Here is a 12,607-nt window from a genome sequence, read left to right as displayed (position 1 = left end):
TAACCGCAGACATAAAAAAAGCGCCTATTATAGGCGCTTTTTTCAAATCTACTTAAAAATTAAGCAAATTTGAAGTCAACGTGTTCGATCATTGGCTTGAACGCGTGGCGTTGCATGTCTTGAACGCGAACTTTAACATCTTTACCTTCTAGAGCGATAGTTAGCTCAGAAGTGTAAAAATCTTGGTTCTCTTGGATGTTGATGATGTCTTTGTGATCAAAAACAATAGAGATAGCTTCTTTACCTGGACCGTAGATAACAGCAGGTACTTTTTTCGCATGGCGTAGGCGGCGGCTCGAACCTTTCCCGATTTCAGTACGAACTTGTGCAGCGATAGTGTAAGACATATTTAACTCACTTAATAAAAATATATAAAATAAATAGTCACGATTTTCGACCAACCATGACGTGCTAAAAGCGGCTGGATTTTAGCACGGAACTTGTCGCTGCACAAAGTTTATCACAGCACTGACGATAACTTTGTTTACTTAAACCATTACCAAGATCTTACCGGGCCGGTATCAATGTGGATAAAGCCTGATTTCGGGTAATAACCAACGCCACCAAGCTTTAACTCCAATGCCGCTTCTCGTATATGAGCAAGCTTGACTCCAGGGAGGGCTAGATCTAATGCCATACCTTTCATATGATAACTTTTCTTAGCAACCCCGTTACTTCGATTAGCTAACATAGCGTTGGTTTTAGGCGAACGATAACCAGATATCACATGTAAGTCTTCTTTAAAGCTCAACGACTCTCTTAATTGATAAGCAAAATCGAATAAACGCTTATCCATGGGCGCTGCTTCATTTTGTCGATGGTCACGAAGTACCTGACTAAAGTCGGTCAAAATTTCACTTTGATAATCGCCATCAACCCAGTAGCTTCCTTGCCCGCGTTCACCTGTATGGCGGTTATAAAAACCTAGACTCCTAACCCCTTTAGTTGAACGACTTGCTTGAGCTTTAGATGGCAACATAGAAAACATTGCGACGCCACCTAATCCTAATAATAACTGTCTACGCGAGGAACATACTACTGACACACTTACACCACTGACTACTTTTCCAACAACTGGCAGGCAAATTACCCCGTCAAATGACAGAAAGCAAGCAATCTAGCTAAATTAGTGATAACTACTTTATAAGTCGTTGATTTCTGATTTCCCCGTATGCTAACTGCCTTCCTGCAATTGATAGATGTCATCTCTATACTGTGCTTGGTTAGAACCATCGATCCAAGCAGTCCAATACACTAGATGAACATTAAGCGACGATTTTAGAGCGAACCACTGAGTACGCTTTCTATCAGCGTGTCTATCGACCCATGTTTGCTTATCTTTTACTAAATTTGCGGCCATCCAATTGGCTAAGCCTTGTACATTCTCAATTCTAATGCAGCCTGACGATAGAGCCCTATTACTCCGCTGGAACAATTTTGGATCAGAGGTATCGTGCAGATAGACACTAAAATCATTTGGAAAGTAAAACTTATATCTCCCAAGAGTATTATTGGTTCCAGGTCTCTGCACAAACCTAAAAGGAAATGGCCCCTTAGCTAAATCGCTCCACTGCTCAGCGGTTCGCATCACTAGATTATTATTACGATCAAACACATCAAAGTTACGTTGCGAGATATAATTGCCATCTTTTCTCACCTGTGGCAGTAGATCGTTATACATGATTTTTTTAGGGACTCGCCAACTTGGATTAATCACCACATTAGAAATTGAACTACTGAGTATAGGCGTCGGTCTATAAGGCTTTCCTACTATCACTCGAGAAGCTAGCTCCAGCTCACCGTGATCAAACAGCTCCATCTCAAAAGCCGGTATGTTTATAACCAGAAAGCGGTCATCTCTTTGCGCCATAAACTCAGCCCGTTGGATAAAGTTTTTCGCCAGAATCGAGGCTCGCTGCTCAGGGGGAACATTTAACCATTTCAGCGTTTCAGGCCCTATTATCGCATCGGCCTTAAGTCCGTGACGTAACTGAAAACGTTTGAGTGCATCTACAATAGGTAAGTTCAACTCATTCGACCCTGTTGCCGCACTACTCGCATCTCCCAAAAGCCATAAACGCCTCACAACATCTGGAATAATAGGATTACTCTCTCCCGGGCGGATCAAGCGTTCACTCTCAATTACCTGCCACCAATCCTGCTCGGCTAACCACTGTAAATGACGAATACGATTCTGAAGGTGTAGATATCCATCTAATTGAGGCTCGATTGCCATGGCTCTTATCAAAGGATCTTTTTGATTGGCTAACTCTAGACTTCGGATTGGGATTTGTCGTTGGAGCCAAAACGTGGTGATATCAGTCTCAATCCTCGACAACTCTGCTGCTGATAGCTGATGTTGAGTAAGCGATTGCTTATATTGGTCAAACTTCTCATCGCTTTGGACGAGTGCCATCAGAGATACCTGCTGCTTTAACATGCTTTGCGCACGTGTAAGCCGCTCATTAGCGTTACTTGCTACACTAAGACAACACAAACATATGTAGCATATCAGACTACAAAAACGCATCCTGCCCCCTCTCAATATCTCTATTTCAAGTATGGCAAACAATTATGCTTTGTATATGACGTTAGGATGTATTAGGTAAGCAAATTTTTGATATGTTAACAAATATCAAGCCACTACATTTTAGTAGCTTGATTTTACTTAACTTTAAAGAGTAGATTGATAATTAAATGCTCAGCACACTTCGACCTACTACTGTTTTGCCTGATTCTGGGTAATACTTCAGCTCCCAGTTTTTAGCCCCTTGAGAGCGATCATCTGCAATATAGTTATAATAACAGTAAGTATTAGCGTCACTCAATGGCCCACCAGAATACCAATAAATGATGTCATCGCCCTTGTCGAAGGTATTATTACCATGGCTTTCTAGAGTATATTCGTCGTTATCTAGCAAGCCTTGCCAAATCTCTTTGCAATAGGCACCTTGTAGCCTTGTGCCATTATCACTCTGTGAAGTATCTATCCCCAATGGGTATCCTGTCACTGACGAATCTAGCATGCCATCACCATAGCAGGCTAAATCCACTTGATAACCAGTCTTACCAGAGGTGAGCCAGCAACTGTGGTAAAGTTTTACCCCAGAAGTAAAGCTTCCAAACGCACTCTTAATCGTGGCGTCATGTGCATCTTGACTTAAATTGATAAACTTAGGCGCAGCAATGACGGCTAAAATTCCCAATACAATAATCACCACGACAAGCTCAATTAGAGTAAAACCTTTAGCAAGAACTTTCATTTCAAATACCGCTGTAATTAGTTGAGCCAATACTGTCTTTATAATATACAGCTCGCAATAAGTTTAGTCACTCTCCATAAAGAAAATGGTACTCGTGGCCAGACTTGAACTGAAATTCTTATCCAGCGAGGTGTCTCTAATAATAAGCAACCCCTTGGGATTTAGTCATAAACTTTAGATACAAAAAAGCCCCGACAGTGTCGAGGCTTCTCTGCAACTCTACAAGAGAGTTATTTGGTACCCGTGGCCAGACTTGAACTGGTATTCTTACCCTGCGAGGTAACTCTTATAAAAAGTAAATCCCTTGTATTTCCCAATCATCAAAATTTAGACGTAAAAAAACCAGCTCGATGGCTGGTTTAGTCACTCTTCATGAAGAAGATGGTACCCGTGGCCAGACTTGAACTGCTATTCTTATCCAGCGAGGCGTCTCTTATAAAAAAGTAAATCCCTTGTATTTCCCAATCATCAAAATTTAGGCGTAAAAAAACCAGCTCGATGGCTGGTTTAGTCACTCTTCATTAAGAAGATGGTACCCGTGGCCAGACTTGAACTGGCACGCTTATTCAGCGAGGGATTTTAAATCCCTTGTGTCTACCGATTCCACCACACGGGCAAACTCTTTGATTTTGATAATGCGTATTGTCGGTATCAACACTGCTCTAAACCGTTAAGTTTAAAACTCACCAAATTCTAAATTGTGGAGGCGCGACCCGGAGTCGAACCGAGATCGACGGATTTGCAATCCGCAGCATAGCCATTCTGCCATCGCGCCACATGATGTAAATTGGAGCGACATATCGGGTTCGAACCGATGACCTATACCTTGGCAAGGTATCGCTCTACCAACTGAGCTAATGTCGCTTTTCAATCTAATCTGTCTTCAAGTTGTTGCTTAGTTTGCTTCCCCTTGACTACGGAATGGCATTCTACCGATTTTGTTCGAAGAGTCAACGCTATAATTATCGATAAATGGTTGTTTGACTACTTATCGATCTCATCGTTGTTTTTACGAGCTATTCTGCTGTTAAATCCTTCCACGCGGCCATTATATAACTCATCATTGACCAAAATGTCAGTACAGCTGCAACATAGAACAGTCCGAAAGCAGCATAAGTTAAAAACTCGTTTGGCTGCCAAATTAAGCCAGTGATAGCCACCATCTGTGCCGCAGTTTTATACTTACCAATCCAAGAGACAGCAACCGCACCACGTTTGCCTATTTCAGCCATCCATTCTCGCAATGCTGAGATAACGATTTCGCGGCCAATCATAAATAAAGCTGGCAGAGTCAACCAAATATTACTGTATTCAGAAATAAGTAAGACTAATGCCGTTGTTACCATGATCTTATCGGCAACGGGATCAAGAAAAGCACCAAAACGTGTCGATTGCTTTAACTTTCGCGCGGCATAACCATCTAGTGCGTCAGTAACAGCTGCGAGCCAGAAGACAAATGCAGCGGCAAAAGGAGACCAGGGTTCTGGTATGTAAAAAAGTACAACAAAAACAGGAAGCAGAGCTAACCTGAAAAGTGTTAACGCAATAGGAATGTTAAACGGCATTTTAGAACCTAATATTCAAAAGCAGCGCCAATCTTGCCTTAATTTTGTTACCCTCGCAATGCATCATGTATCGTTTGTGCCATTTCTAAGCTAATACCGGGTACTTTTGCCAATTCAGATACACTTGCACCTTTAACTTCTTGCAATCCGCCTAAATATTGCAGTAATGCTTTACGACGTTTAGGTCCCACTCCTGCAATCGTCTCTAGAGTAGAAGTATTACGTGTTTTCTGTCGTTTATTTCTATGGCCAGTAATCGCAAAACGATGAGACTCATCACGAATATGTTGGATAAGGTGTAAGGCTCCGGAATCTGCGGGGAGTGAAAATGACTCTTCACTCTCACCGTAGATAAGCGTTTCAAGCCCAGGCTTTCGTCCCTCCCCCTTTGCCACACCTATCAGTGTCGGTGCATTGTCTAGCGCTACAAATTGCTCATCCACCACTTTCTGAGCGATGCGTAACTGACCTATACCACCGTCGATAAACAATATATCGGGGATCTTTCCTTTCTCAGTAATTTTATCGAAGCGCCTTGTTATCGCCTGCTTCATTGCGGCGTAATCATCACCGGGCGTGATCCCAGTAATATTATAGCGTCGGTAGTCAGCTTTGCTTGGCCCCTCTCGATTAAACACCACGCAAGATGCCACAGTGCTCTCGCCCATAGTATGGCTAATATCGAAACATTCCATCCGCTGGATTTTATTAGTCGACTCGATAGCTTCCTCTAATAATAAAAAACGCTGCTCGATAGTGTTCTTATGCGACAGGCGAGTATTAACTGCATTCGTGGCATTGGTTAAGGCTAAGCGTAAAAAACTCGCCCTTTCACCACGAACCTGAGTTTTTATCTCAACTTTCTTATTTTGTGCGCTTTGAATCGCATCCGCGAGTTCCGCTTGTTCCTCAAAGGCATCGCTGATTAAGATCTCTTTCGGCGTTAGTCGTTGACTATCAGAGTTGAGATAAAACTGCAGCATAAATGAACGAAGAACTTCGGACACTTCAGTATTAACAGGGACTTTTGGATAGTAACTTCGGCTACCAAAGATCTTTCCCTCTCGGATAAACAACAGGTGAAAACAAGCAACACCAGAAGCATAATAAGCTCCAATAACATCCATGTCTCCTGATGCATTCGATACTTCCTGCTGCTCAGAGACTCGTCTTAAGGCAGTAATTTGATCCCGGTATAAGGCAGCTTGTTCATAACGCATATCACTAGAGGCTTGTTCCATCTTTTGTACAAGCACAGACATCACTTGCTGATTCTTACCCTTCAAGAACAAAGTCGCTAACCTTACCTGCTCTTGATAATCTTCCTCAGACACTAAATCGACGCAAGGCGCACTACACCTTCCTATCTGATACTGCAGGCAAGGGCGTGAACGTGACTTATAGTAAAGGTCGTCACACTGCCGAATAGGGAAGATTTTCTGCATAAGATGCAGGCTTTCTCGCACAGCCCCCCCATTGGGGTAAGGTCCGAAATACTGACCTTTATCGCGTTTGGGACCGCGGTGATACGCCAAACGAGGATGTTGATGGTTACTGAGAAGAATATAGGGGTAAGATTTATCATCGCGAAGCAGTACATTATATTTAGGCATGTACTGCTTGATGTAATCATTTTCTAGGATCAGCGCATCGGTTTCACTGTGTGTTACCGTGACATCGATATTCGCAATATGGGAGACCAATGCCTGAGTCTTGACATTGGCTAGGTTTTTACGAAAGTAGGAGGAAAGGCGCTTTTTTAAATCTTTGGCCTTACCCACATAGATAACAGCGTCTTTAGCATCATACATCCGATATACACCGGGAGATGATGTCACCGTCTTTAAAAATTGATTGGCATTAAACTCATCAGACATAAAGTTTGGGGCTAATTATTTAGAATTGTCCAGTATCCAACATTTTATATCGAATAGCTAAACGAGTCAGCTCTACATCTCCACCAATGCCTAACTTAGCAAACAGACGATAACGATAACTATTGACTGTTTTAGGACTTAAATTTAACTGCTCAGAGATCTCACTCACTTTTTCACCATTGGTGATCATCAGCATGATCTGCAGCTCTCTCTCCGATAACGTCTTAAATGGATTATCTTCAGATTGATTGAACTGACTCAGAGCCATCTGTTGAGCAATCTCAGGTGACAAATATCTTTGTCCATGAGCCACTTGTCTAATTGCCTGCAGTACTTCTGGAGAAGTCGCCCCTTTAGTTAGATAACCTGAAGCCCCTGCTTGCATAACTTTGGTCGGAAAAGGATCTTCAGTATGAATGGTTAGCACAATAATCTTGGCATGGGCTTGAAAACGTAAGATCTTACGTGTCGCCTCTAAACCGCCAATACCCGGCATATTCATATCCATCAAAATCACGTCAGCTTCATTTTTGCGGCACCACTGCACAGCAGTTTCGCCATCGCCAGCCTCACCGATGACTTTAATACCCCTCTCATCTTCGAGGATCCGTCTAATACCGGTTCTTACTAACTCATGGTCATCAACTAAATATACTGAGATCAAAGTCGCCTTACCTTTCGCAGCTCAACTTAAACTCTGCTATTGAACAGACTTAAATTGATAATGTTATAAAGGTTAATTTATCGCATCTAACTGCATATAGAAAGTAAAATTTCCTAAGAATCAACATGGTGACTAATTGAGTTTGCAGTGGAATTTCAATATCTTAGAAAGAAGTAAATGCAAAAAGGCAGCCCTATAGGCTGCCTTTTCTAAATGTGGCGGAGAGATAGGGATTTGAACCCTAGATGGGCTATAAACCCATGCCGGTTTTCAAGACCGGTGCATTCGACCACTCTGCCATCTCTCCGAACGAGATAAATATTATGCGTTTCCATTATTGATGTAAACCCATTTTCGATAAAATCTCATTCACGAGCACTCTACCGCTCAACAATTGGACGATAAGCACGGTCTTTAAACGACTAAAGCTAATTTTATAGCAATATTCTTAGAAACTGTTACCTAGATACAAAGACCAAAGGTGCAACCTAAACGTTATCTGTCAAAGCCTAGCAAAAAATGTGCTAGTATCACCCTACTAAAAATAGGCATACACTTTCTATGAACTCAAACGTTATTCCTGCTTCGGCTCTTGTTCCAATTTTTAACCTTCCAGCGGAACAGGCGTTCATCCCTAGCGCAAAAGCAGATTTGCTTGGACAAGAGCGCAGTCTAGATGCATTTCGATTACTCACAGCAACCGATAATCAGCACATGTACTTGGCGGATTACTTTGGTTGTAACCGCAAACATATAATCGACGCATTGGTTAAGGAGCAAGGCCAGTTTCCGGCGCTAAGCTTAACCTTCAATGAAGATAAGAGCACCGCTTGGGTTGAACAGGATATTGCCACCTCAGCGTCGCAACTTGCGACGAAAACAGATCAATATCAATATCTTTCAGGTTCAATACGAAAAGTCGACCTAATCGGTCGCTATCACAGCGAAACACAAACCTATGAAGCGGGACTTTTGGCCAGCTGTCATTATCTGTTTATCTGTGCCGATTCTTTGTGGAAGAAAGAAAACCTTTGGGATCTTTTACTTGAAATTCTCGACAAGCAAAGCTACCAGGTACACTCACAGCTACCGCCTTTGGCGTTAAAATGTAAAGTAATTCTCATTGGCTCGAGTAATCAGTATGGCCACTGTTGGCTTGGCGAGCCTAGCTTTTCGCGCCACTTCCCGCTTCTTGGCGAATTGATCAATGAGATGGACTTATCAGAGCACTCATCCATTGACTACTGCCAATGGCTAGCCCGTATATTATGTGAGTTGAATATAAGCTTAACTAGCTCGGCGCTACTATTGTTACTGCAGTATAGCGCCAAGCTCGCCGATCACCAGCAGCGGTTAAGCTTAATGGCGACGAATCTAGAACACTTGTTAGCCCAAGCTAAAGTCTATGCTCAAAGCACTGAGATCTCATCTCAAGCGCTATTACACAGTATTAGCATGACTACCCAGCGCCACAATGCATCAGAGAGACTCTCTGAGCAGAACTTTAATGATCTATTTATCAATTTACCTACTCAAGATGAGATTGTTGGCCAGATAAACGGTTTAACCGTAATAGAAAATGCTGAATTTAGCTATGGAGAGCCTGCGCGTATTACTGCATCAGTTCACTATGGTGATGGTGAAGTTGCCGATATTGAACGTAAGTCTGAATTAGGCGGTAATATTCACGCTAAAGGAATGATGATCCTATCAGCATGTCTTTACCGAATCTTTGGTAAAGATGCCCCACTCCATCTCAATGCCAATATCGTGTTTGAGCAATCCTATCAAGAAATTGATGGCGATAGCGCCTCGCTCGCTGAATATTGCTGTTTAATTTCGGCTATTTCAGAAAAACCTATCAGACAAAGTTTAGCTGCCACTGGCGCTATCGATCAATTTGGCAATGTACAAGCCATTGGCGGCGTAAACGAAAAAATTGAGGGTTTCTTCAAACTCTGCAAGCGCCGAGGTCTAACGGGACAACAAGGAGTCATCATTCCGTCCTCTAACATGCAGCAGCTAAATTTGCACCAAGACGTTGTAGAAGCCATCAGAGCTGGCCAGTTCACCTTATATCAGGTTAAGCATATTGATGAAGCCGTCGAGATTTTAATGCAAACCCAAGCAGGCATCGCAGATGAGGATAACCAGTTCCCCGACGAGTCACTATATGGCTTAGTACAATCTCGTTTAGAAAACTTGGCAGGTTATCAGGACGAAGAAAAGAGTCTTTTTGCAAGACTCGTCGATAAATTGAGATTTTTTAGCTGATCGGAGTTGTTTAGCGTACACGTGTTCGCTAATCTTGGCAGCTCAAATTGCTGGAGTATCAAAAATAATGAGTAACGCAAATAGTTTTACCAAAGAAGATCTTATTGCCTGTGGACTGGGCAAATTATTCGGACCTAATTCTCCGAGACTGCCAAAAGACAACATGTTAATGATCGACCGTGTACTAAAAATTAACGCGGATGGTGGTGAGTACGGTAAAGGTGAGATTGTTGCAGAACTCGATATTAATCCAGATCTATGGTTTTTTGACTGTCATTTCGCCACTGACCCTGTTATGCCTGGCTGCTTAGGTCTTGATGCCATGTGGCAGTTAGTCGGCTTCTTCCTCGGATGGGAAGGCGCTGAGGGCAAAGGAAGAGCGCTAGGTGTAGGTGAAGTAAAGTTTACAGGTCAAGTATTGCCTGAAGCTAAAAAAGTCACCTACAAGCTGACCATTAAGCGTAAAGTTTACCGTAAGTTGGTTATGGGTATTGCTGATGCCACGATGGAAGTCGATGGCCGTGAAATCTATAGCGCGAAAGATCTTAAGGTCGGTATTTTTACCGATACGACTAGCTTCTAATAGCTAATTATTGAGATAGCTATACCGCAATAAAAATGCCCTCTTTGATAGAGGGCAAAATTGTTTCTCAATGATTGTTTACTTCAAAATAATTCTTAGAATTAAGGTTACTGAGTCTTGTTTTTTAAACAGTCTTACTTATTAAATAAACCGCTCAGCCGACCATCAATGCCTTCACGCCAACCTCCAAGCCATTGTGATTTTGAATCAAGTGTCGAATATGGACATATCTCCTTCGACCGGCCACCAATTCCTGCTTGAAAGCCTTTCGAAAAAGCTCTATCTAATCGATCTCTTTTTTGTCTTTTCATGCAAGCATCCTCTCTGAGATAACAAAAGAAGCTAACGCTTCACCTCCATAAATAATGCTTTTTGAACTAGAGATCAATGCCTAAAAAACATACACGCACAGGTTAATATTTAAGCTATTGAGAAATATTACAAATTTAATTCAAAAAAATCGAGGCCATTAGCCTCGATTCAATTCTTTTACATTGGTTATATATTTACTTAACTCGGCGTCTAAACCATAGCAATGGCAACGCTAATAACCATGCAAAACTTGCCGCTCCCTTACGCTCATAGTTGTCGTTACTGCCATCATCATCGATGACGGTACATGATTCTGCACCAGAGGTGGTATTAGGTTGTAGAACAACCATTCGTGGTAAGAATGAAGTAACCGGATCGCCGTAGCCGTTAAGCTCAAAGAATGGCAAACCATTATCACCAATTACCAAGTTACCATCATCATCAAACTTATAAGAAGGCTTACGAATAAACGCAGTTCCGACAATAGTACCATCTTCATTGATACTATTACCTTCTACGACAAGGATCTCACTCTTATAGGTTAACGTTTTACCCGAGCCATCTTTGACCTCGACTAAGTTACGCTCCCATTTTCCCTCAGCATTTTTCTTATAACCTTTAGACTCACAAGTTAGTAAATCATTAACGTTATTAAACTCACCAGTTGGTTGGTCGTACAAGAAAGCCGCTTTAGGACGTGGTTTCTCTTTATCGTGAGTCGTTTCAATATAACCCACAACCTGGCCTTTGTTGTTGATATCACGGCCACGGCTACTTAAATCGGAGATATTGTTATAAAAGTCGTTTGGCGTAACAAGTTCATCAGTATTGGTATTATAATAAAAGAACTTATCTCGAAGATAGCCATCGATGTACTTGTGATAACTACCGACTAAAATTCCTTCGTTGTTAATATCGTAAGCAATTGATGAGTAAACATCTTTTACTTGATCGACATCGACCCAGTTATACTTGTACTCGCCATTAGTATCTTTAGTCCAGTAAGCAGCATCATAATACAATCTGTCTTTATCATTTTTACGATAAACATAAGAGCGGCCCGCTACGACACCGTCATCGTTGATCCCAAGACCCTGGGCGCTGTATACACTATCATTAGTGACTTCTAGGCCTAATGGCAACATAGTCGCAGTTAGTGTTTCACTTCCCGATTCATATTGCCAAACATAACCACGGATCTGATACTGGATATCACTATAGCCATATTGATTTGGGAACTGAGCCGCCTGAATACAGATCTGTTGCGGCGCGGTGTCACTATTATCGTCGACACAGGATTTAACAATATTGGCGCTATTATCACTAAGTTCAGTACTGGCATAACCAGCAACTAAACCACCAGCATTAACCGCCGCAGCACTAGAGAAACCACCGACAGTGATGGTTTGCTCCTCAGCCTCTCCTTCCTTATAGATATACTTTGTAAAAGGAGGAACTAACGGGATTTCTTTGTCAGTGCCAGATTTAACGAAACCACGCTGCTCATATTCACGGTAATACCAAAACTCTTGAGTATCGCTGCTGCCATCATAATCAATTGTCTGCTGTGGCGCAGTCATAGCGCCAACTTTTAAGCCAGTGTCATTAATATCGTAGAAGAAGGTATCGACCGAATTCACTGTCGATTCATCTTCGGGGAACGTCGGTGCGGTAGTGCCATTAACGCTTTCAAAAGTTGGCATCCACTCGTTACCAACTGAATTAAAAGTGAAGTTGTTAGCTATGATAGGAAGATTAACCGAGTAGTTAATCGTTTCAGAGTCTGCAACCCCGTCTTCAATGTCGATGACACCATCATCATCTTCTGACACAGTTAGCTTCTTTTTACCTTTAGCGGCACCAACCGCCTCATTATTAGCATTAACTGCCATACCATAACCGTTACGGGTATTATCAATGGTGCCATTTAGATTATAAGTATCTAGGTCGATGTTAATAATTTCATAAACAGGTGCAGCTTGCACACCTTGCAGTACACTCAATACGCCAACGGCTACTAACGATAGGGTTTTATCCAACTTAAACTTCATTAACTCGCTTCCTATTTC

General features: G+C 42.0%; 11 protein-coding genes and 4 tRNA genes. 2 read left to right on the top strand and 13 right to left on the bottom strand.

Features of this window, described 5'->3' with window-relative positions; all coding sequences use genetic code 11:
* Positions 1–59: 59 nt before the first annotated feature.
* The 11 genes from rplY to SPEA_RS10235 all read right to left on the bottom strand — a co-directional run bounded on the left by rplY (position 60) and on the right by SPEA_RS10235 (position 7,676).
* The gene (rplY, locus tag SPEA_RS10285; protein ID WP_012155199.1) at positions 60–347 is read right to left on the bottom strand and encodes a 50S ribosomal protein L25; all 288 of its coding nucleotides are present in this window, start codon (positions 345–347) and stop codon (positions 60–62) included.
* 149 nt (positions 348–496) lie between these two features.
* Positions 497–1,045, bottom strand: coding sequence for a peptidoglycan L,D-endopeptidase MepK (gene mepK / locus SPEA_RS10280; RefSeq protein WP_012155198.1), 549 nt, complete (start codon positions 1,043–1,045; stop codon positions 497–499).
* Positions 1,046–1,174: 129 nt separating this feature from the next.
* Positions 1,175–2,416 carry a L,D-transpeptidase family protein gene (locus SPEA_RS10275; RefSeq protein ID WP_223296584.1) on the bottom strand — a complete coding sequence of 414 codons (1,242 nt, stop codon included), beginning with the start codon at positions 2,414–2,416 and terminating at the stop codon, positions 1,175–1,177.
* Positions 2,417–2,693: 277 nt separating this feature from the next.
* On the bottom strand, positions 2,694–3,263 hold the full coding sequence (locus SPEA_RS10270) for a type II secretion system protein (protein ID WP_012155196.1): 570 nt from the start codon (positions 3,261–3,263) through the stop codon (positions 2,694–2,696).
* Between the two features lie 530 nt (positions 3,264–3,793).
* Positions 3,794–3,879: transfer RNA gene (locus SPEA_RS10265), tRNA-Leu, on the bottom strand.
* A gap of 85 nt (positions 3,880–3,964) precedes the next feature.
* Positions 3,965–4,038, bottom strand: a tRNA-Cys gene (locus tag SPEA_RS10260).
* A gap of 13 nt (positions 4,039–4,051) precedes the next feature.
* Positions 4,052–4,127 (bottom strand) — tRNA-Gly (locus SPEA_RS10255).
* A gap of 152 nt (positions 4,128–4,279) precedes the next feature.
* A complete protein-coding gene (pgsA, locus tag SPEA_RS10250; RefSeq protein ID WP_012155195.1) occupies positions 4,280–4,828 on the bottom strand; it encodes a CDP-diacylglycerol--glycerol-3-phosphate 3-phosphatidyltransferase in 549 nt (182 codons plus the stop codon).
* A 47-nt stretch (positions 4,829–4,875) separates the two neighbouring features.
* A complete protein-coding gene (gene uvrC / locus SPEA_RS10245; RefSeq protein ID WP_012155194.1) occupies positions 4,876–6,705 on the bottom strand; it encodes an excinuclease ABC subunit UvrC in 1,830 nt (609 codons plus the stop codon).
* Between the two features lie 19 nt (positions 6,706–6,724).
* Positions 6,725–7,369, bottom strand: a complete 645-nt coding sequence (gene uvrY / locus SPEA_RS10240) for a UvrY/SirA/GacA family response regulator transcription factor (RefSeq protein ID WP_012155193.1) — start codon at positions 7,367–7,369, stop codon at positions 6,725–6,727.
* Between the two features lie 216 nt (positions 7,370–7,585).
* Positions 7,586–7,676: transfer RNA gene (locus SPEA_RS10235), tRNA-Ser, on the bottom strand.
* Between the two features lie 254 nt (positions 7,677–7,930).
* On the opposite strand from SPEA_RS10235, the gene SPEA_RS10230 reads away from it, so the two are divergent.
* Together SPEA_RS10230 and fabA are read left to right on the top strand one after the other, a co-directional pair.
* Positions 7,931–9,643 carry a S16 family serine protease gene (locus tag SPEA_RS10230; RefSeq protein WP_012155192.1) on the top strand — a complete coding sequence of 571 codons (1,713 nt, stop codon included), beginning with the start codon at positions 7,931–7,933 and terminating at the stop codon, positions 9,641–9,643.
* A gap of 67 nt (positions 9,644–9,710) precedes the next feature.
* Positions 9,711–10,226: a bifunctional 3-hydroxydecanoyl-ACP dehydratase/trans-2-decenoyl-ACP isomerase gene (fabA, locus tag SPEA_RS10225; protein WP_012155191.1), complete on the top strand. Its 516-nt coding sequence runs from the start codon at positions 9,711–9,713 to the stop codon at positions 10,224–10,226.
* Between the two features lie 134 nt (positions 10,227–10,360).
* Here the strand turns inward: fabA and rmf are convergent, their stop codons facing one another.
* Both rmf and SPEA_RS10220 read right to left on the bottom strand, forming a co-directional pair.
* A complete protein-coding gene (rmf, locus tag SPEA_RS22760; RefSeq protein ID WP_012155190.1) occupies positions 10,361–10,537 on the bottom strand; it encodes a ribosome modulation factor in 177 nt (58 codons plus the stop codon).
* A 195-nt stretch (positions 10,538–10,732) separates the two neighbouring features.
* Positions 10,733–12,589, bottom strand: a complete 1,857-nt coding sequence (locus SPEA_RS10220) for a DUF3466 family protein (protein ID WP_012155189.1) — start codon at positions 12,587–12,589, stop codon at positions 10,733–10,735.
* Between the last annotated feature and the right edge of the window lie 18 nt (positions 12,590–12,607).

The sequence above is a fragment of the Shewanella pealeana ATCC 700345 genome (assembly GCF_000018285.1).
Classification (GTDB): domain Bacteria; phylum Pseudomonadota; class Gammaproteobacteria; order Enterobacterales; family Shewanellaceae; genus Shewanella; species Shewanella pealeana.
Note: the sequence above shows the minus strand (reverse complement) of the source record. Positions and strands in the feature narration are given on the sequence as shown.